General features: G+C 69.6%; 20 protein-coding genes. 8 read left to right on the plus strand and 12 right to left on the minus strand.

Features of this window, described 5'->3' with window-relative positions:
• Positions 1-312: 312 nt before the first annotated feature.
• Genes AC3A3J_RS13125 through cmtR form a run of 6 tightly spaced genes read right to left on the minus strand, consistent with a single transcriptional unit; the run spans position 313 to position 4,518 of the window.
• The gene (locus tag AC3A3J_RS13125; RefSeq protein ID WP_487672693.1) at positions 313-1,389 is read right to left on the minus strand and encodes a DUF4241 domain-containing protein; all 1,077 of its coding nucleotides are present in this window, start codon (positions 1,387-1,389) and stop codon (positions 313-315) included.
• Between the two features lie 47 nt (positions 1,390-1,436).
• Positions 1,437-1,697 (minus strand): hypothetical protein, encoded by a 261-nt coding sequence (locus AC3A3J_RS13130; protein ID WP_487672694.1) that lies wholly within the window; start codon positions 1,695-1,697, stop codon positions 1,437-1,439.
• Positions 1,698-1,706: 9 nt separating this feature from the next.
• On the minus strand, positions 1,707-2,276 hold the full coding sequence (locus AC3A3J_RS13135) for a hypothetical protein (protein ID WP_487672695.1): 570 nt from the start codon (positions 2,274-2,276) through the stop codon (positions 1,707-1,709).
• A 33-nt stretch (positions 2,277-2,309) separates the two neighbouring features.
• Positions 2,310-3,383: a redox-regulated ATPase YchF gene (gene ychF, locus AC3A3J_RS13140; RefSeq protein WP_487672696.1), complete on the minus strand. Its 1,074-nt coding sequence runs from the start codon at positions 3,381-3,383 to the stop codon at positions 2,310-2,312.
• 11 nt (positions 3,384-3,394) lie between these two features.
• Positions 3,395-4,150, minus strand: a complete 756-nt coding sequence (locus AC3A3J_RS13145) for a cation efflux transmembrane domain-containing protein (RefSeq protein ID WP_487673113.1) — start codon at positions 4,148-4,150, stop codon at positions 3,395-3,397.
• An 8-nt stretch (positions 4,151-4,158) separates the two neighbouring features.
• Positions 4,159-4,518, minus strand: coding sequence for a Cd(II)/Pb(II)-sensing metalloregulatory transcriptional regulator CmtR (gene cmtR / locus AC3A3J_RS13150; RefSeq protein ID WP_487672697.1), 360 nt, complete (start codon positions 4,516-4,518; stop codon positions 4,159-4,161).
• Positions 4,519-4,639: 121 nt separating this feature from the next.
• Here cmtR and AC3A3J_RS13155 point away from each other — a divergent pair, with 121 nt between their 5' ends.
• Both AC3A3J_RS13155 and AC3A3J_RS13160 read left to right on the plus strand, forming a co-directional pair.
• Positions 4,640-5,254: a 3'-5' exonuclease gene (locus AC3A3J_RS13155; RefSeq protein WP_487672698.1), complete on the plus strand. Its 615-nt coding sequence runs from the start codon at positions 4,640-4,642 to the stop codon at positions 5,252-5,254.
• A 52-nt stretch (positions 5,255-5,306) separates the two neighbouring features.
• Positions 5,307-6,623, plus strand: coding sequence for a DNA recombination protein RmuC (locus tag AC3A3J_RS13160; RefSeq protein WP_487672699.1), 1,317 nt, complete (start codon positions 5,307-5,309; stop codon positions 6,621-6,623).
• Positions 6,624-6,835: 212 nt separating this feature from the next.
• Here AC3A3J_RS13160 and AC3A3J_RS13165 read toward each other — a convergent pair whose 3' ends face one another.
• Both AC3A3J_RS13165 and glpX read right to left on the minus strand, forming a co-directional pair.
• A complete protein-coding gene (locus AC3A3J_RS13165; RefSeq protein WP_487672700.1) occupies positions 6,836-7,129 on the minus strand; it encodes a hypothetical protein in 294 nt (97 codons plus the stop codon).
• Between the two features lie 173 nt (positions 7,130-7,302).
• Positions 7,303-8,289: a class II fructose-bisphosphatase gene (gene glpX / locus AC3A3J_RS13170; RefSeq protein ID WP_487672701.1), complete on the minus strand. Its 987-nt coding sequence runs from the start codon at positions 8,287-8,289 to the stop codon at positions 7,303-7,305.
• Between the two features lie 187 nt (positions 8,290-8,476).
• On the opposite strand from glpX, the gene fbaA reads away from it, so the two are divergent.
• Positions 8,477-9,505 (plus strand): class II fructose-bisphosphate aldolase, encoded by a 1,029-nt coding sequence (fbaA, locus tag AC3A3J_RS13175; RefSeq protein ID WP_487672702.1) that lies wholly within the window; start codon positions 8,477-8,479, stop codon positions 9,503-9,505.
• A gap of 72 nt (positions 9,506-9,577) precedes the next feature.
• On the opposite strand, the gene AC3A3J_RS13180 is transcribed toward fbaA, so the two are convergent.
• Positions 9,578-10,147, minus strand: coding sequence for a DUF6264 family protein (locus AC3A3J_RS13180; protein WP_487672703.1), 570 nt, complete (start codon positions 10,145-10,147; stop codon positions 9,578-9,580).
• Positions 10,148-10,233: 86 nt separating this feature from the next.
• Entirely contained in the window at positions 10,234-11,226 is a 993-nt protein-coding gene (locus AC3A3J_RS13185) for a 4-hydroxy-3-methylbut-2-enyl diphosphate reductase (RefSeq protein ID WP_487672704.1), read from the minus strand.
• A 156-nt stretch (positions 11,227-11,382) separates the two neighbouring features.
• On the opposite strand from AC3A3J_RS13185, the gene xseA reads away from it, so the two are divergent.
• Genes xseA through AC3A3J_RS13210 form a run of 5 tightly spaced genes read left to right on the plus strand, consistent with a single transcriptional unit; the run spans position 11,383 to position 15,648 of the window.
• On the plus strand, positions 11,383-12,660 hold the full coding sequence (xseA, locus tag AC3A3J_RS13190; protein WP_487672705.1) for an exodeoxyribonuclease VII large subunit: 1,278 nt from the start codon (positions 11,383-11,385) through the stop codon (positions 12,658-12,660).
• Positions 12,661-12,720: 60 nt separating this feature from the next.
• Positions 12,721-12,951 carry an exodeoxyribonuclease VII small subunit gene (locus AC3A3J_RS13195; RefSeq protein ID WP_314646294.1) on the plus strand — a complete coding sequence of 77 codons (231 nt, stop codon included), beginning with the start codon at positions 12,721-12,723 and terminating at the stop codon, positions 12,949-12,951.
• Entirely contained in the window at positions 12,948-13,601 is a 654-nt protein-coding gene (locus AC3A3J_RS13200; protein ID WP_487672706.1) for a DUF4245 family protein, read from the plus strand. The genes AC3A3J_RS13195 and AC3A3J_RS13200 overlap by 4 nt, the downstream gene beginning before the upstream one ends.
• Positions 13,598-14,257, plus strand: a complete 660-nt coding sequence (locus AC3A3J_RS13205; RefSeq protein ID WP_487672707.1) for a carbonic anhydrase — start codon at positions 13,598-13,600, stop codon at positions 14,255-14,257. Before AC3A3J_RS13200 ends, AC3A3J_RS13205 begins: the two co-directional genes overlap by 4 nt.
• Positions 14,254-15,648 carry a class II fumarate hydratase gene (locus AC3A3J_RS13210; protein ID WP_487672708.1) on the plus strand — a complete coding sequence of 465 codons (1,395 nt, stop codon included), beginning with the start codon at positions 14,254-14,256 and terminating at the stop codon, positions 15,646-15,648. Before AC3A3J_RS13205 ends, AC3A3J_RS13210 begins: the two co-directional genes overlap by 4 nt.
• 90 nt (positions 15,649-15,738) lie before the next feature.
• Here the strand turns inward: AC3A3J_RS13210 and phoH2 are convergent, their stop codons facing one another.
• Both phoH2 and AC3A3J_RS13220 read right to left on the minus strand, forming a co-directional pair.
• Positions 15,739-17,103, minus strand: a complete 1,365-nt coding sequence (gene phoH2 / locus AC3A3J_RS13215; RefSeq protein WP_400190051.1) for an RNA 5'-3' helicase PhoH2 — start codon at positions 17,101-17,103, stop codon at positions 15,739-15,741.
• Between the two features lie 193 nt (positions 17,104-17,296).
• Entirely contained in the window at positions 17,297-18,076 is a 780-nt protein-coding gene (locus tag AC3A3J_RS13220; RefSeq protein ID WP_487673114.1) for an isoprenyl transferase, read from the minus strand.
• Between the last annotated feature and the right edge of the window lie 12 nt (positions 18,077-18,088).

Genomic DNA, 18,088 nt, shown 5'->3' on the forward strand with positions numbered 1-18,088 from the left:
CCGCGGCTCGAAAGGCGTCGAGGAACTCCTCCACTGCGAGGGGCGCGTACCCTCCTGCGCCGCTCGCAAGCGAGTCCGTCGCGTACCCGCCGCTCGCCTCGGCGGACCATTCGCGGTGCGCATCGCACCACCGGTACCAGTCGTCGGCGAAATCGGTCCGAGCGAGTTCCGTGGCCAGCGGCGACAGGCGGGGGGGACGGCATAGGCCATCCTGCCCGAGACTCCGCCTTCTCGTCGCGACCTCGCGATGTCGATGACGCGATCCTGCGCCCTACTCGCGCGGGGCGCGGTCACGGGGTGGCAGGGGCCTGCTCAGAGCGTCGTGAGGTCTCCGTTGTCGTCCTGATGGACGAGCACCATGAAGTCGACGACGAGCTGCGCGACCCGACCCTCGGCATCCGTTCCCCAGTACACGGGGTAGCTGCCGTCGCCGTACCCGGAGTCGACGGCGATGCCGGCGTCGTCGTCACCGAGCGGAAGCTCGGCGGCTGCCGGCCTCTGCGCGGCCGCGAACTCGTCGAAGACCGATGACTTCGCGCGTCGCGACATCTCGGCGTAGGCGGGGTAGTCGACGATGCACACGCATCCGGCGTCCACCCCGATCACGTGACCGCTTCCGGGAATGGAGGCCGGATGCCACGCGACCGGCTCGACGTCGGAGAAGAGCACGCGTACCGCGGCGTTGCGCCCGAAGCTGACGACGCGCTCGACCGCGTACGCTCCAGGCGGCACGGTCCGGGCGAGTGGCCACGCGCTGTTGTTGTCGTACCCGAAGTCGACCACCGAGAGGACGCCCGAACGGGTGCGGAGGGTGCCGACCCGCTCGACTCGGGCTTCCGAACTCTCGCCGTGTCGTGGGTGCACGACGGCACGTTCGATGAACATCCTCCGCTCGTCGAGCCGTGCCTGGGCCTCGGGCATCTCGGCGAAAGGTGCATCCGGTGCGCAGTCCTCGATCCTCTCCGCGGCGGCGCTCTGGTCGAGGTACGGTTCCGTCGGGTCGCCATGGTGCGAGGCGATCGCGGCGATCCGCCACTCCCCCACCTGCTCGCGCAGGGCGTACTCGTGGAACGTCTCCAGCGGCGAACTCGATCGCGTCAGGACGTACACGGTATCGCCGACCATCTCGGATCGGACGAGCGTCTCGACGTCAGGACCGTATTTCGCCGGACGACTGAACGACGTCGCGAGGTCGGAGGCGGAGGTGTCGACGAAGTGCGCTCGGGTCGTCTCCGTCATCAGGGAGCGCCACAGCTCGAACGCCTTTCCCGGGTGGTTCGGGTCGCGCTCCTCGAACGCCGGTGCGGCGATCCGCCACTGCGCATCGAACTCGACCATGAAATCCCGCACCCGCTGTTCGGCCGCGCGCAATGCCTCTGGTTCCGACATGGCGCCCACCTTATCCGGCGGCGTGCCCCGCGACGCGCCTCTCTGCGTCACTCCTCGGTCTCTTCGTCGATGTAGGCGGTGCCGCGCAGTTCGCATCCCAGTGTCGCCAACCCCGCCAGCAGCTCGGCCGCCATCACGAACCCGCCCTGCTCGCTGTCCGAAGTTCCCGACCACCACATGACGAGTTTCGCGTCACGACGCAGCTCGGCGATGGCATCCGCTCGTGGCAGCAACCGCTCGACGAGCGCCTCAACGGTGCGCACGGCGCCCTCGATCCTGCCCGTGCCGCGCTCGCGTGTCGAGAGCACCGCGCGTCGTCAGACGAGAACGAGGGCGGCGGCCGCGGCGAGCGCACCGACGACGATCACCGCCAGTGCCGGGCCGATGAGCACCTCCACCGCACTGATCGAACCGGGAACGCGCCGACGCGCCTGAGCCGCGCTCAGCGCTTCCTCGATCACGATGATCGGCACGCCACGCGAGCGCAGCGCAGCCACGACCTGATCGTCGGGCGCCGAGAACGCATCGATCACGCCGGATTCCCCTCGGAGCACGACGCGACGCACGAGCGGCCCGGAGATCCTCGAGGGCAGGATGAGGCCGGCGAGGACCACGACCTCGCGGACAGCAGCGACGTCGACGACCCGTCGGCCGAAGACGCGCCGGATCAGGAGCCCGTCACCGCCGACGCGCGCCTCCACGAACCGCGGGAAGAACAACAGCGCAGAGACGAGCAGCACCGCCGCCACGACCGTCAGCGCAACAGGGAGGCCGCTCGCCGGAGCGAATCCACCGGCAACGTGCCAGGCGATTCCCGCCCAGGTCGCGCAGACGACCGTCGCGCACAGCGTGCTGGCGAGGAAGACGCGAGCCGCGGTGATCGACATCGTGTCCCTCCGGGCGACGCGACGAGCCCATCGTCAGTTGTTGAAGCGGAACTCCACGACGTCGCCATCCTGCATGACGTAGTCCTTGCCCTCGAGGCGCGCCTTGCCTTTCGCACGGGCCTCGACCACCGAACCGGTGGCGACGAGGTCGTCGAACGAGACGATCTCGGCCTTGATGAAGCCCTTCTCGAAGTCGGTGTGGATGACGCCGGCGGCCTGCGGCGCCTTGGCGCCCTTCGGGATGGTCCAGGCGCGTGCTTCCTTCGGCCCGGCCGTGAGGTAGGTCTGCAGGCCGAGGGTGTCGAAGCCGATGCGGGCGAGCTGGTCGAGGCCCGACTCGTCCTGGCCGGTCGCGGCGAGCAACTCGGCGGCATCCTCCGGGTCGAGGTCGATGAGCTCCGACTCGATCTTCGCGTCGAGGAAGATCGCCTGCGCCGGCGCGACGAGGGCCGCGAGCTCGGCCTTGCGCGCGTCGTCGGTGAGCACGGCCTCGTCGACGTTGAAGACGAAGATCACGGGCTTCACGGTGAGCAGTCCCAGCTCGCGGATCGGCGAGAGGTCGAGGCCGCTCGTCGAGAGCAGCACCCCGCGCTCGAGCGCATCCTTCGCGGCGTTCGCGGCTTCGAGCACCGACGGATCGATCTTCTTGCCGCGCACCTCCTTCTCGTAGCGCGAGATCGCCTTCTCGACGGTCTGGAGGTCGGCGAGCATGAGCTCAGCGTTGATGGTCTCCATGTCGGATGCCGGGTTCACGGCCCCGTCGACGTGCACGACGTCGTCATCGGCGAAGCCGCGAACGACCTGCGCGATCGCGTCGGCCTCGCGGATGTTCGCGAGGAACTGATTGCCGAGGCCCTCGCCCTCGCTCGCGCCGCGCACGATACCGGCGATGTCGACGAACGACACGGTCGCCGGGAGGATGCGCTCGCTGCCGAAGATCTCGGCCAGCTTGTCGAGCCGCGAGTCGGGGAGGCTCACGACGCCGACGTTGGGCTCGATCGTCGCGAACGGGTAGTTCGCCGCGAGCACGTCGTTCTTGGTCAGAGCGTTGAAGAGGGTGGACTTGCCGACGTTGGGCAGGCCGACGATGCCGATAGTGAGAGCCACGGGGGTCGAGTCTACCGGGCGGGCGGGGCCGCGATCCCCGGGGCCGCATCCCCGATCGATCCGGATGCGATGTCGATCGGCACGGCGCGGAGACTCGGCTGCCCGCAGCAGCCGTCTCTGCAGACATCGACGTCGCCCTCACCGGTGAGCGCCGAGACCGGAACGGCACAGCAGCCGTCGCCTTTCCACGCCTCGACACCCTCTCGGATCGCGAACGCGGCGATCACCAGCGCGGCCACCGAATCCGCCCACGCCCAGCCGAACAGGCTGTTGAGGAGCAGACCGACGAGCAGAGCCGCCGAGAGATACGTGCAGATGAGCGTCTGCTTCGAATCGGCGACCGCGGAGGCTGAGCCGAGCTCACGGCCGGTGCGGCGCTCGAACCAGCTGAGGAAGGGCATCACGAGAAGACTCAGTGCGGCGATCGCGATCCCGACCGGTGAGTGCGCAGGATCACGGACACCCCATAGGGAGAGCACGGCATCCACACCCACATACGTGGCCAGAGCGAAGAACGACACGGCGATCACGCGCAGAGCGACCTTCTCGCGCTTCTCCGGCTTCGGGGATGCGAATTGCCACGCGACCGCCGCCGCCGAGAGCACCTCGACGATCGAGTCCAATCCGAACCCGATGAGCGCCGCGGATGATGCGACGCCGCCCGCGATGAGAGCGACGGCCGCCTCGATGACGTTCCAGACGATCGTGATCGCAACCACGATCCGGATGCGGCGGCGCAGCACGTCACGACGCTCGGGCGCGAGCATGACCGCGGTCACCGGGACTCCCCTGCGTCGCAGCAGCCGTCGACCGAGCACGCCGGATCAGCACACGGCGCGCTCTCGTCGACGGCCAACGTCACCGAGACGAGCGCGGAGAGCGCCGCCGACAGATGCGGGTCTGCAATCTCGTAGCGGGTCTGCCGCCCCTCGGGCTCGGCGACGACGATGCCGCAATCGCGTAGACAGGCCAAGTGGTTCGAGACGTTCGAGCGCGTCAGTTCGAGTCCCCGCGACAGTACCGCCGGGTAGCTGGGACCATCCACCAGCGTGAGGAGAATCCGCGAACGGGTCGGGTCGGCCATCGCTCGTCCGAGCCTGGTCATGACGTCGACACGGGAAGCAATGGTCAGCATCCGATGACTATACAGTGCATGCTGACCCTTTTGAATCTCATGCGCAGTTTCGGACCGTGCGATGCCCCCTGAAGCGGCGCGCCGCCACGTGGGAGTGACCGCTTCAGGTGAGAGTGGGAACGTGCCCCTGGACTTCACCGCGATCGATTTCGAGACCGCGAACTCCAGCCCCGCCTCCGCCTGCGCGGTGGGTCTGGTCCGCGTCCGCGACGGAGTGGTCGTGGCGACGGCGGGGTGGCTGATCCAGCCTCCGCCCGGTCACGACGAGTTCCAGGAATGGAACGTGCGCATCCACGGGATCCGCCCCGAGCACGTGCGAACGGCGGCCCGCTGGGTCGATCAGTTCGAGCGTCTGTGCGCATTCGCGGGTGCCGACGTGCTCGTGGCGCACAACGCCGGATTCGACCTCAACGTGCTGCGTCGTGCCGCCGAGGCGACCGGCGGCGTCTGCCCGCCGTACCAGTCGCTGTGCAGCCTGCAGGTGGCCCGCAAGACCTACCAGCTCGATTCCTACCGTCTGCCGAAGGCCGCGGAGGCCGCCGGGTTCGAGGAGTTCGCGCATCATGATGCGCTCGCCGATGCGCGTGCGTGCGCGCAGATCGTGATCGACTCCGCCCGTCGCGCCGGCGCGTCGGATGTGCACACCCTCGCCGAGGTGCTCGGTCTGCGTCTCGGCGGACGCGTCGCCCCAGCGGCGACGGTCGCCCCGGTCGTGGCCGAGTTGTCGGTGGCCTGATCCTCCCCGCGGGTCTCCCCCGAATGTCGGAGGCCCCGGCCATCATGGCCCCATGGATGCTCCGCTGATCGTTCTCCTCCTGCTCGCCGCGCTCTGCGCGGGTGGCGCCGTCGGCTGGGCACTGCGCGCGGGACGGGGTGCGGCCGCGCTGGCGCGCGCCGAAGCCGAACTCGAAGCCGTGCGGGACGACCGGGATCGCCAGTACGACCTCTATCGCGACGCCGTCGAGCACGCGCGCATCGAGCAGCGGGCCGATGCGCAGCGCGTGCAGCAGCAGAACGCGGTGCTCACTGCTCTCGCGCCGGTGCGTGAGAGCCTGCAGCAGATGCAGCAGAAGGTCTCGGCCATCGAACAGGAGCGCCACGCGCAGTTCGGCTCGCTGGCCGAACAGCTGCGTCGCGCGCAGGAGTCCGACGAGGCGCTGCGGGCCACGACCGAGTCCCTCGCCGGCGCGCTGCGTTCGACGGCCACCCGCGGAGTCTGGGGAGAGACGCAGCTGCGGCGCGTCGTCGAGGCGGCCGGGCTCACACGCCACGTCGACTTCGACCTGCAGACCACGATCTCGTCCGACCGCGGTCAGGGTCGCCCCGACATGGTGATCCGGCTCGCCGGTGGCGCGTCCATCGCCGTCGACGCCAAGGTGCCGCTCGACGCGTACCTCGAGGCCTCGGCGCTGCCCGCGGGAGACGCGCACGAGGCGCAGCGCCGCGGACACATGCAGAAGCATGTGAAGGCGCTTCGCGCCCACATCGACGCGCTCGCCAAGAAGGCCTACTGGTCGGGGCTCGACGCGAGTCCCGAGTTCGTGATCTGCTTCCTTCCGAGCGAGTCGCTCCTCGCCGCGGCCATCGATGAAGACCCGACGCTGCTCGACTACGCGTTCGGTCGACGGGTGGCCCTCGCCTCCCCCGTCAATCTCTGGGCGGTCCTCAAGACGGTCGCCTACACGTGGACGCAGCAAGAGGTGTCGACCGAAGCCCGCGCCCTCCTCGCCCTCGGCACCCAGCTGTACGACCGCCTCGGGACGCTGGCGGGGCACGCCGACGATCTGCGACGCGCCCTGGAGCGCACGGTCGACAGCTACAACCGCTTCGCGGGTTCGCTCGAGAGCCGCGTGCTCGTCACGGCCCGCCAGTTCCCTGGTATCGACGCCTCGACGCTCGACGCGGCACCGCAGCGCATCACCGCTCCCTCGCGTCGCTTCACCGCCGAGGAGCTGGTCGACGGCACGCTCGATACGGAGCAGGAGATCCGGGCGGAATTGGGCGACGTGCGCGTCCGGCTGCACGACGGCACGAACTCGTCCGCCGACGACCGCGAGCGTGAGGACGCGGACGAACCGCAACGTCGGAGCGTCGAGGAAGCGTGACCTTCAGGCGGCGCCGGAAGTCAGACGACGCAGGACGGGTGACGCCGAGAATACGACGACGTAGGACGGGGCGACGCCGAGAATACGACGACGCGGCATCGGGGGCGACGCGGGACCGGGGTGACGACGGGATCCGCGCGATGCGGAAACCGGGCGACGCAGGACCGGGCGACGCGGGAACCGGGCGAAGCGGGATCGGGGCGACGCCGCCGTCAGGCGACGCCGGGAACGCCGCTGAGGAGCAGGATCACGAGACCGCTGGTGGCGAGGAACGCACCGATCATCCACCAGGGGCTCAGCTCGTGCCCCTCGGGACGCCGCTTGCGCAGCAGCACGTCGGCACGACGGGCGGGATCGACCACGGGCTGAGTCGATGCGACCGCCGGCGTCGATGCCGCGATGCTCGCCTCGGCCTCGGCGGCGCTCACCCGAAGGATGCGTCCGGTGTTCGTGGTGACGATCTTCGTCGGTACTGCTTTCGAGCTGCTCGTCTGCGACGCGGTCATGTGTTCGCCCTCCTCTGCCTGCGGTGCCCATCGGCTCCGTCATCGGCGACAAACCCAGTGACAAGTCTGACACGCTCCGCGAGGAAACGCAGGATCACCGCCGCCGGACGGATACCGGGACGGTAACGATCCGAGACGACTCACACCGGCGGCGTCGACTCAGCGCGAACGCCTCACAGCCACTTCGAGACGAGGTGCTCCGACGCGATGCGTCGCAGCGTGCCCGAGGCACCGCGCAGCACGACGCTCTCGGTGTACACGTATCCCCGCTCCCGTCGCACCCCCGCGACGAGCTGCCCGTCCGTGACGCCCGTGGCGACGAAGATCGTGTTCTTGCCCTTCACGAGGTCGTCGGCCTCGTACACCCGGTCCATGTCGAGACCCGCGTCGATCCCGCGCTGGCGCTCGTCGTCGTCCCGCGGCCAGAGGCGCCCCTGGATGTGACCGCCGAGCGCCTTGATCGCGCAGGCCGTCACGATGCCCTCCGGGCTCCCCCCGATCCCCACGCACATGTCGGTGCGCGCGTCGTGGCGAGCGGCGTTGATACCGCCCGCGACGTCGCCGTCGCTCATGAGACGCGTGCCGGCACCGGCGTCACGGATTTCCTGGATGAGCTGCTCGTGACGCGGACGATTCAGCACCGAGACCACGATCTCGTCGACGGGCTTCTCGAGGGCACCCGCGAGGCGACGGATGTTCTCGCCGATGGGAAGGCGGATGTCGACGACGCCGACGCCCGCGGGGCCGGTGACGAGTTTGTCCATGTAGAACACGCTCGACGCGTCGAGCATGCTGCCGCGGTCCGAGACGGCGATCACCGACAGCGCGTTCTGACGGCCGGCGGCCGTCAGCGACGTGCCGTCGATCGGGTCGACGGCGATGTCGCACTCCGGACCCCGGCCCGTTCCGACGACCTCGCCGTTGAACAGCATCGGGGCGTTGTCCTTCTCGCCCTCGCCGATCACCACGCGCCCCTGGAAGTCGACCGTGCCGAGGAAGGCCCGCATCGCATCGACGGCGGCGCCGTCGGCCGCCTCCTTTGCCCCGCGACCGATGAACGGCACGGCGCGGATCGCGGCGGCCTCAGTGGCCCTCACCAGCTCCATCGCGAGGTTGCGGTCGGGACGCAGCGGGCTCAGATCAGCAGTCAGACTCACCATGGGGTCAGCCTATCCAGCGACCCGGCGCAGAACGCGGCGTTTCACCCTCCGGACGAGCGAAGGAATCGCGTTTCTTAACGATCGGGTAGGACGATCGTGCGCGAAGCGCCTCCGCGCACCGGGCATCCGCCGCCGCGCCCGGCTAGAGTGACAGCTGTCCCAGGCTTCATCTACCGCAGGAGATCTCATGCCCGTCGCCACCCCGGACCAGTACGCCGAAATGCTCGACCGCGCGAAGGCGGGCGGCTTCGCGTACCCGGCCTTCAACGTCTCGAGCTCGCAGACCATCAACGCGGTGCTCCAGGGACTAACCGAGGCAGGCTCCGACGGCATCATCCAGGTCACCACCGGCGGCGCCGACTACTTCGCCGGCCACACGGTCAAGGGCCGTGCCACCGGCGCACTCGCCTTCGCGCGCTATGCCACCGAGGTCGCCAAGAACTACCCGGTCACCGTGGCCCTGCACACCGACCACTGCCCCAAGGACGCCCTCGCCGGCTTCGTCGAGCCGCTGATCGCCGCGTCCGAAGAAGAGGTCAAGGCCGGTCGCAACCCCATCTTCCAGTCGCACATGTGGGACGGCTCTGCGGTGCCGCTCGCCGAGAACATCGAGATCGCGAAGGACCTGCTCCCCCGCATGAAGGCGATCAACGCGATCCTCGAGGTCGAGATCGGCGTCGTCGGCGGCGAGGAGGACGGTGTGCAGCACGAGGGCTCGAACGAGGCCCTCTACACGACCTTCGCCGACGTCGACCAGGCCGTGCAGGCGCTCGGCCTCGGCGAGCAGGGCCGCTACATCGCAGCCCTCACCTTCGGCAACGTGCACGGCGTCTACAAGCCCGGCGGCGTGAAGCTGCGCCCCGAGCTGCTGGGCGAGATCCAGGCCGAGGTGCAGGCGAAGTACAACACCGCCGCGAAGCCGCTCGACCTCGTCTTCCACGGCGGTTCGGGATCGACCGACGAGGAGATCGCCACGGCGGTCGCCAACGGTGTGATCAAGATGAACATCGACACCGACACGCAGTACGCGTACACGCGGGCGATCGCCGACTACATGTTCAAGAACTACGACGGCGTGCTCAAGGTCGACGGCGAGGTCGGCAACAAGAAGCTGTACGACCCGCGGGCCTGGGGCAAGATCGCCGAGACGGCGATGGCGGCCCGTGTCGTCGAGGCCACGCGCCAGCTGGGCTCGTACGGCCAGTCGAAGAGCTGACCGCTCCGCCAGATGCAGAAGGGCGCCTCCCTCGCGGGAGACGCCCTTCTGCGTTCTCGGAGACGGAGACGGTCAGGAGGTGGCGTCGAGGAACGCCACGAAAGCCGGATCCCCCATCATGGGAACCGCGAGGCACATCGAGACGACGGCTCCGGTGACCACGGCGCCGACGACGGGGATCCACCAGGCGATGCGGCCTCGCCGCAGCCGGCGCACGGCGAGCACGGCGGTGAGCACCCAGCCGGCGACGAGCACGACGGCGGCGATGGTGCCCCACAGACGACCCTGGGCGTAGTTCGTGAACTCCCCCTCAATGCCCAGCACCGACATCGCCTGGTTCATGACAGCGGTGAGATCGAGATAGCTGATCGCCGTCACCACGACGTTCACGAGCCCGTACGCGAGGAGGGCGATCGTGACCAGCCGATCGACGGGATGCCGTCGCGCGGGTGCTTGGTCGGCCCGGGCCCTGTCGCCGGAGGTCGGCTGGGCGGCTGCCCTGGCGCTGTTCGGGCCCGCGGGATGCGCTCCTACGGCGGGAACGGCGTCGACGACGACCTGGTCGAGGGGCGGGAGCCCGGCAGCGCGTCGCTGCTCCTCGGGGGTGGCGAGTTCGCCGTAACGCGGACGCTGATCGGTCATGCCGTCATGCTATCCGCCGCACCTTCGGCCCGTTCCCAGCGGGAGACGGGGTTCTTCTCGACCCGGCCGAGGCGGGTCGTCGGTGCTCAGGCGCCGGAGGCGCGCCCGCCGAGGGCCCGGGCGTCGCGCTGCCCCGCCGCATCCTGACGCAGCTCCTTCGGCAGCGAGAACATGAGGTCCTCCTCGGCCGTCTTGACCTCTTCGACGTCGCGGTAGCCGGCGTCGCCGATGCGCTCCAGCACCTCGCGCACGAGCACCTCGGGCACCGAGGCGCCACTGGTCACGCCGACCGTCTCGACGCCGTCGAGCCACTCCTGCTGGATCTCCTCGGCATAGTCGACGCGGTATGCGGCCTTCGCGCCGTATTCGAGCGCGACCTCGACGAGACGCACGCTGTTCGACGAGTTCGCCGACCCGACCACGATCACGAGATCCGCATCCCGAGCGACCTTCTTGATCGCGACCTGACGGTTCTGGGTGGCGTAGCAGATGTCGTCGGACGGCGGGTTGTGCAGTTCGGGGAAGCGGGTACGCAGCCTGTTGACGGTCTCCATGGTCTCGTCGACCGAGAGCGTGGTCTGCGACAGCCACACGACCTTGCTCGGATCTTTCACGACCACCGTGTCGGCTTCGTCCGGCGAGTTCACAACAGTGACGTGCTCGGGCGCCTCGCCCGCGGTGCCCTCGACCTCTTCGTGACCATCGTGCCCGATGAGCAGGATCTCGAAGTCGTCGCGGGCGAAGCGCACCGCCTCGCGGTGCACCTTGGTCACGAGGGGGCAGGTCGCGTCGATCGCGTGGAGGCCGCGGTCGGAGGCCGCGTTCACGACAGCCGGTGACACGCCGTGGGCGCTGAAGACGACGTGGGCCCCCTCGGGCACTTCGTCGACCTCGTCGACGAAGATCGCTCCCTTGTCTTCGAGCTCGGTCACGACGTGGATGTTGTGCACGATCTGCTTGCGCACGTACACCGGGGCGCCGTAGCGCTCGAGCGCCTTCTCGACGGCCACGACGGCGCGGTCCACACCCGCGCAGTATCCGCGCGGCGCGGCCAGCAGCACGCGCTTGGGTCCGGCCACCGGGTTATCCTGAAGCCGCCCTGCCGCCGCGCGTACTCGCGGAAGGCGGGGAACGGGGAGATGAACGGCAGTCGAGGTCACCCTTCGATTCTACCGGCGTCCACCCTGGGAAGGCCGGGAATGGGCTTCCGAACGACGACCAGGGAACGAGGGCGCATGACGGTCTTCCAGGCCACGACCGCGGCGGGCGAGACGCCGCCGGCGGACGCCGTCGCCCCGCGCGACTCGACGGCGGATGCCCCGACCTCCGTCGCCCGTCTCAACGCCACCATCCGCGACTTCGTCGCGCGCTGGAACACCGTATGGGTGGAGGGCGAGATCACATCGTGGAACGTGCGGGCGGGCAACGTCTTCGCCCGGCTGAAGGACGTACAGTCCGACGCGCAGATCTCCCTCCGCATCTGGTCGAGCGTGCGAGGTCGCATCCCCGCCGATCTCGGCATCGGCGACCACGTCGTGGCCGCTGTCAAGGCCGACTACTTCGTCAAGTCCGGCGACTTCAGCTTCGCCGTCTCCTTCATGAAGCACGTCGGGCTCGGCGACCAGCTCGAACGGCTCGAGAAGCTCCGCATGCAGCTGCGGCGCGAGGGACTGTTCGATGCCGCGCGCAAGAAGCGCCTGCCCTTCCTCCCCCATGTGATCGGACTCATCACGGGCGAGCGCTCGGACGCCGAGAAGGACGTGCACCGCAACGCCGAGCTGCGCTGGCCGCAGGTGCGCTTCCGTACCGAGTACGCGGCGGTGCAGGGCGACCGGTGCGTGCCCGAGACGCTGGCCGCGCTCGCACGCCTCGACGCCGACCCGGAGGTCGACGTCATCGTCATCGCGCGCGGCGGCGGCGACCCGCAGACCCTGCTCGGCTTCAGCGACGAGCGTCTGGTGCGCGCCGTGGCCGCGGCATCCACTCCCGTCGTGAGCGCGATCGGTCACGAGAACGACCACCCGCTGCTCGACGACGTGGCCGACCTGCGCGCCTCGACGCCCACCGACGCCGCCAAGCGCGTCGTGCCAGATGTGGGCGAACAGCGCGCCCTGATCGGCCAGCTCCGCTCGCGGGCGGTGTCGCGCCTGACGCAGCGCCTCTCGCACGACATCGCACAGCTCGAGCAGCTGCGCTCCCGCCCCGTGCTGCGGGCTCCCGATCACATCGTCGACGCCCGCACGCAGGAGCTGTGGCTGCTGCAGTCGCGCGGGCGCGACACCCTGGCCCGGCGGCTGGACGAGGCGCATCGACGAACCGGCGAGCTGCGGGCATCGCTGCGCGCCCTGTCGCCAGCGGCCACCCTCGCCCGCGGCTACGCCATCGCGCACCTCGACGGTGGAGTGATCCTGCGCGATGCGGCGGACGCCCCGGCCGGCACGGCGCTGACGATCACCGTCGACCGCGGGTCCGTCGCGGCCCACTCCGACGGCGAGGTCTCGGAGGCCGATTGAGCCCTGCGCGCGCTGCCACCGCCGCTCACCGAAGAGGAGGGCACGACGTAGGATGGAGGAGTGAGCGCGCTGAACGATACCCCTGTCGAGACGCTGTCGTTCGAGGCCGCCCGAGATGAGCTCGTGACGGTCGTCGCCGAGCTCGAGCAAGGCGCTCCGACCCTCGAGCAGTCCCTCGCACTCTGGGAGCGTGGCGAGGCCCTGGCCGCCCGCTGCGAGGAGTGGCTCCTGGGTGCGAAGCGCCGCCTCGACGCGGCCCGCGCCGCCGCCGACTCCGGGGACGCCTCGTGAGCAAGGCACCGAAGCCGGCCCCGATCGTCGCCGAACTCGGGCGCCCCGAGACCCCGGCCGAGACCGCCGCGCGCAAGGCGGCGTCGAGCAAGGCGTACCGCTCCAGCCAGACCGTCCGTGGTCTCGTCGCGGCGCTGCTCGCAACCCTCGCGATCGTGGCGGTCATCGTCTTCGCGGTGCCGCGCGGCGAGCCGGCATCCGAGAAGACCGTCGACCTGCCGGCCATCGCCGCCGACGTGGAATCGACCATGCAGAGCCCGGTGATCGTGCCCGAGCTCGGTGACTTCTGGCGCGTGAACGCCGCCGCGCTCGAGAGCGGCGCACCGGTGGTGTGGGACATCACGCTGGCACCAGACGCCCAGGACGAGCGCGGGTTCATCCGCGTCGCGCAGGCCTTCGATGCGGATGAAGGCTGGGCCCCGCAGCGCCTCGGCGGCAGTGCACCGACCGACACCACCACCATCGACGGCATCGAGTGGGACGTGTTCACACCCGGGTCAACCACCGCCGACCAGAACATCTCGTACGCGCTCGGCACCCAGGCCGGCGACGACTACGTGCTGCTGTACGGCTCGCGATCGGCCGACTCGACCGCTGAGCTCGCCGCTTCTCTCGTCCCTCAGATCCGCGAACTCTCGGAGGCCCCATGACGACCACGCTGACCCCCGCCGACGCCTGGAAGCAGATGCAGGACGGCAATCGCCGATTCGTCGCCGACGAGCCGCGTCACCCCAATCAGGACGTGGCTCGGCGCAAAGACCTGGCCGCCGCGCAGAACCCCGTCGCGACGCTCTTCGGATGCTCGGACTCGCGTCTCGCCGCCGAGATCATCTTCGACCTCGGCCTCGGCGACCTCTTCGTGGTGCGCAACGCCGGCCAGGTCATCGGCGAGTCGATCGTTGCGAGCCTGGAGTACGCGGTGGCCGTGCTGAACGTGCCGCTCATCGTCGTGCTCGCGCACGACTCGTGCGGAGCCGTGCGCGCCGCGATCGACGGCACCGCCATCGACGCCGCCCCCGTCCCGCCGCACATCTGGAAGCTGATCGCGCCGATCGTTCCCGCCGCCCGCAAGGTGCTGGCCGAGTCGGGCGGCACCACGGTCGCCGAGATCGACGCCGAACTGGTCGGGCGCGAGCACCTGCGCAACACCGTCGCCGACCTGCTGCAGTCGTCCGAGATCATCAGCAACGCCGTCGCCGAAGGCCGACTCGGCATCGTCGGCGCCAACTACCGTCTGGCCGAGGGCACGGCTGTGCCCGTCATCACCGTGGGGATCGACCCCGAAACGCAGGAGGCATCGGAATGACCGACACCGAGTACCGCATCGAGCACGACACCATGGGCGAGGTGCGCGTGCCCGTGAACGCGCTCTACGGGGCGCAGACCCAGCGCGCCGTCGAGAACTTCCCGATCTCGGGCAAGGGGCTGGAGTCGACGCAGATCGCAGCCCTCGCGCGCATCAAGAAGGCCGCGGCGCTCGCGAACAAGGAGCTCGGCACGCTCGACGGCGCCATCGCGGACGCCATCGCACAGGCCGCCGATCAGGTCGCGTCCGGCGCCCACGACGGCGAGTTCCCGGTCGACACCTACCAGACCGGCTCAGGCACCTCGTCGAACATGAACATGAACGAGGTGCTCGCGACGCTCGCGACGCGCATCCTCGGCGCGAACGTGCACCCCAACGACCACGTCAACGCCTCGCAGTCGTCGAATGACGTCTTCCCCACGTCGGTGCACATCGCCGTGACCCAGGCGCTGATCGACACCCTCATCCCCGCACTCGACCACCTCGCGGTCGCACTGGAGGCCAAGGCGGAGCTGTGGAAGGACGCCGTCAAGTCGGGTCGCACGCACCTCATGGATGCCACGCCCGTCACCCTCGGCCAGGAGTTCGGCGGCTACGCCCGCCAGATGCGCCTCGGCATCGAGCGCGTGCAGTCGGCTCTCCCCCGCGTCGCCGAGGTGCCGCTGGGCGGAACCGCCACCGGCACCGGCATCAACACCCCGCTCGGCTTCCCGCAGAAGGTCATCGCGCTCCTCGCGGCCGAGACCGAGCTGCCGATCACCGAGGCGAAGGACCACTTCGAGGCTCAGGCCAACCGCGACGGCCTCGTCGAGGCATCCGGAGCGCTCCGCACGATCGCGGTCTCGCTCACCAAGATCAACAACGACCTGCGGTGGATGGGCTCCGGTCCCAACACCGGTCTCGGCGAGCTGCACATCCCCGACCTGCAGCCGGGATCGTCGATCATGCCCGGCAAGGTGAACCCGGTCGTCCCCGAGGCCGTGCTCATGGTGTGCGCGCGCGTCATCGGCAACGACGCGACGGTCGCGTGGGCCGGAGCATCCGGTTCGTTCGAGCTGAACGTCGCCATCCCGGTGATGGGCACCGCCCTGCTCGAGTCGATCCGCCTGCTCTCGAACGCGTCGCGCGTGCTCGCCGACAAGACCATCGACGGCCTGCAGGCCAACCTCGATCGCGCGGCCGCGTTCGCGGGCATGAGCCCCTCGATCGTCACGCCGCTGAACAAGCTGATCGGCTACGAGGCGGCCGCGAAGATCGCCAAGCACGCCGTCGCGAAGGGCATCACGGTGCGTGACGCGGTGATCGACCTGGGCTACGTCGAGCGGGGCGACCTGACGCTCGAGCAGCTCGACGAGAAGCTCGACCTGCTCTCGATGACTCACCCGGGCTGAGCCCGAACCACCCAACTCCCGTCGCACTTTCTGTCGCCTGGCACGGTTCCAAGCGACAGAAAGTGCGACGGGAGTGTTCGTGGAGAAGGGCTAGCTGAGTTCGCCGCCCTCGAGCAGCTCGGTCACCAGCGCGGCGATCGCGGAGCGCTCGGAGCGCGTCAGCGTCACGTGGCCGAACAGGCCGTGACCCTTGAGCGTCTCGATGACGCTCGCGATACCGTCGTGCCGGCCGACCCGCAGGTTGTCGCGCTGACCGACGTCATGCGTCAGCACGACGCGCGAGTTCTGCCCCATGCGGCTCAACACCGTCAGCAGGACGTTGCGTTCGAGCGACTGCGCCTCGTCGACGATCACGAAGGCGTCATGCAGCGAGCGCCCGCGGATGTGCGTCAGCGGCAGCACCTCCAGCAGACCGCGCTCGACGACCTCCTCCATGACGTTGCCCGAGACGACCGAACCCAGGGTGTCGAAGACCGCCTGCCCCCACGGCCCCATCTTCTCGCCCTGGTCGCCGGGCAGGTACCCGAGCTCCTGCCCGCCCACCGCGAAAAGCGGGCGGAACACGATGATCTTCTTCTGCTGCTGCCGCTCGAGCACGGCCTCGAGACCCGCGCACAATGCGAGCGCCGACTTGCCCGTGCCTGCGCGACCGCCGAGCGACACGATGCCGACATCGGGATCGGTGAGCAGGTCGATCGCGATGCGCTGCTCGGCCGAGCGACCGTGCAGACCGAACACGTCGCGGTCACCGCGCACCAGGCGGTACTCGCCGTCGCCGGTGACCCTGCCCAGAGCCGACCCGCGCTCGGAGTGGATGATGAGGCCCGTGTTCACCGGGAGGCCGCGCGCCTCCTCGCTGATGCCGACCTCGCTCTCGTACAGGTCGCTCATGTCGTCGCCCGAGAGGTCGAGCACGGCGATGCCGTTCCAGCCCGAGTCGACGGCCTGCTCCGCCAGGTACTCCTCGGCGCGCAGGCCCAGCGAGGCCGCCTTCACGCGCATCGGCAGGTCCTTCGAGACGATCGTCACGTCCTGGCCGTCCTGCGCCAGGTGCATGGCGACCGAGAGGATGCGGCTGTCGTTGTCGCTGAGCCGGATGCCTGCCGGCAGCACCGACATGTCGGTGTTCGCCAGCTCCACCCGGAGGGTGCCGCCCTCCCCCACCTGTACGGGGAAGTCGAGGCGCCCGTGCTCGACGCGCAGGTCGTCGAGGTGGCGGAGCGCCTGACGCGCGAAGTAGCCGATCTCCGGGTCGTGGCGCTTGCCCTCGAGCTCGGTGATGACGACGACCGGGAGCACGACCGAATGCTCCGCGAATCGGAAGAACGCCTGCGGATCGCTCAGCAGCACGGACGTGTCGAGCACGTAGGTGCGGAGATCCTGCGCGGGATCTGCTGAACTGGCTCGCCTCGTCGTCTGACGGGTGGACTGCTGGTGCGCTGTACGTGTGGTCACGACCCACTCCCGACCCGGGGAATCCCGGCTATGCGAACGAGTCGACCAGGGGGTCACGAGTCGTGTGCCTGTGGCCGACCCGATCGGGCGCCATGCCCGATGAGATGAAGGTACGACTCCCCACCGACATCCGGCCCGTTCGACACGCCAGCGTTTCGTGACGAATCGATGAACGCGGCGTTGCCTCGCCGTGTCAGCGACCGAAGCGGCGGTCGCGGTCGGCGTAGTCGCGGACCGCACGGAGGAAGTCGACCTCGCGCAGGTCGGGGCCGAGGGCCTCGACGAAGTAGAACTCGCTGTGGGCGCTCTGCCACAGCAGGAAGTCGCTGAGACGCTGTTCGCCGCTCGTGCGGATCACGAGATCCGGATCGGGCTGCCCGCCGGTGTACAGGTGCTCGCCGATCATCTCGGGCGTGAGGTGGGCGGCCAGATCCTCCATGGTCCCCCCGGACGCCTCGTGCTTCACCAGGATGCTCCGCACGGCGTCGACGATCTCGTTGCGCCCGCCGTAGGCGACGGCGAGGTTCACGTGCAGGCCCGTGTGGTCGCGGGTGCGCTCCTCGGCGTCGGAGAGGACGCGGGCCAGCTCGGGCGGCAGAAGGTCGGCCCTGCCCACGTGCTTCACACGCCAGTTGCCCTCGCGCGAGAGCCCGTCGGCGAGGTCGGCGATGATCTCGATCAGGTCGGCGAGCTCCGCCGCGTCGCGTTTGCGCAGGTTGTCGCTGGAGAGCAGGTACAGCGACACGACGCCCACTCCGAGCTCATCGCACCACCCGAGGAACTCGCGCATCTTGACGGCACCCGCCCGGTGCCCGTGGGCCGCGGTGGCGAAGCCGAGCTGACGCGCCCACCGGCGATTGCCGTCGATCATCATGGCGATGTGGTGCGGCACGGACGCCGGGTCGAGACGACGGCGCAGCCGGTTGCTGTAGAGCCGGTAGAGCGGCCCTCGCCCCTGGTTCTCCCGTGACATCACCGTCCTACG

Source organism: Microbacterium sp. Soil_N32, from assembly GCF_057655505.1.

Bases quoted from the DNA above. Each gene is read 5' to 3' on its own strand.
- AC3A3J_RS13165 (WP_487672700.1), bottom strand. From the start codon at position 7,129: ATGACCGCGTCGCAGACGAGCAGCTCGAAAGCAGTACCGACGAAGATC.
- AC3A3J_RS13180 (WP_487672703.1), bottom strand. From the start codon at position 10,147: ATGACCGATCAGCGTCCGCGTTACGGCGAACTCGCCACCCCCGAGGAG.
- AC3A3J_RS13135 (WP_487672695.1), bottom strand. From the start codon at position 2,276: ATGTCGATCACCGCGGCTCGCGTCTTCCTCGCCAGCACGCTGTGCGCG.
- xseA (WP_487672705.1), top strand. From the start codon at position 11,383: ATGACGGTCTTCCAGGCCACGACCGCGGCGGGCGAGACGCCGCCGGCG.
- fbaA (WP_487672702.1), top strand. From the start codon at position 8,477: ATGCCCGTCGCCACCCCGGACCAGTACGCCGAAATGCTCGACCGCGCG.
- AC3A3J_RS13220 (WP_487673114.1), bottom strand. From the start codon at position 18,076: ATGTCACGGGAGAACCAGGGGCGAGGGCCGCTCTACCGGCTCTACAGC.
- AC3A3J_RS13145 (WP_487673113.1), bottom strand. From the start codon at position 4,150: ATGCTCGCGCCCGAGCGTCGTGACGTGCTGCGCCGCCGCATCCGGATC.
- glpX (WP_487672701.1), bottom strand. From the start codon at position 8,289: ATGGTGAGTCTGACTGCTGATCTGAGCCCGCTGCGTCCCGACCGCAAC.
- AC3A3J_RS13160 (WP_487672699.1), top strand. From the start codon at position 5,307: ATGGATGCTCCGCTGATCGTTCTCCTCCTGCTCGCCGCGCTCTGCGCG.
- AC3A3J_RS13210 (WP_487672708.1), top strand. From the start codon at position 14,254: ATGACCGACACCGAGTACCGCATCGAGCACGACACCATGGGCGAGGTG.
- AC3A3J_RS13205 (WP_487672707.1), top strand. From the start codon at position 13,598: ATGACGACCACGCTGACCCCCGCCGACGCCTGGAAGCAGATGCAGGAC.
- cmtR (WP_487672697.1), bottom strand. From the start codon at position 4,518: ATGCTGACCATTGCTTCCCGTGTCGACGTCATGACCAGGCTCGGACGA.
- AC3A3J_RS13125 (WP_487672693.1), bottom strand. From the start codon at position 1,389: ATGTCGGAACCAGAGGCATTGCGCGCGGCCGAACAGCGGGTGCGGGAT.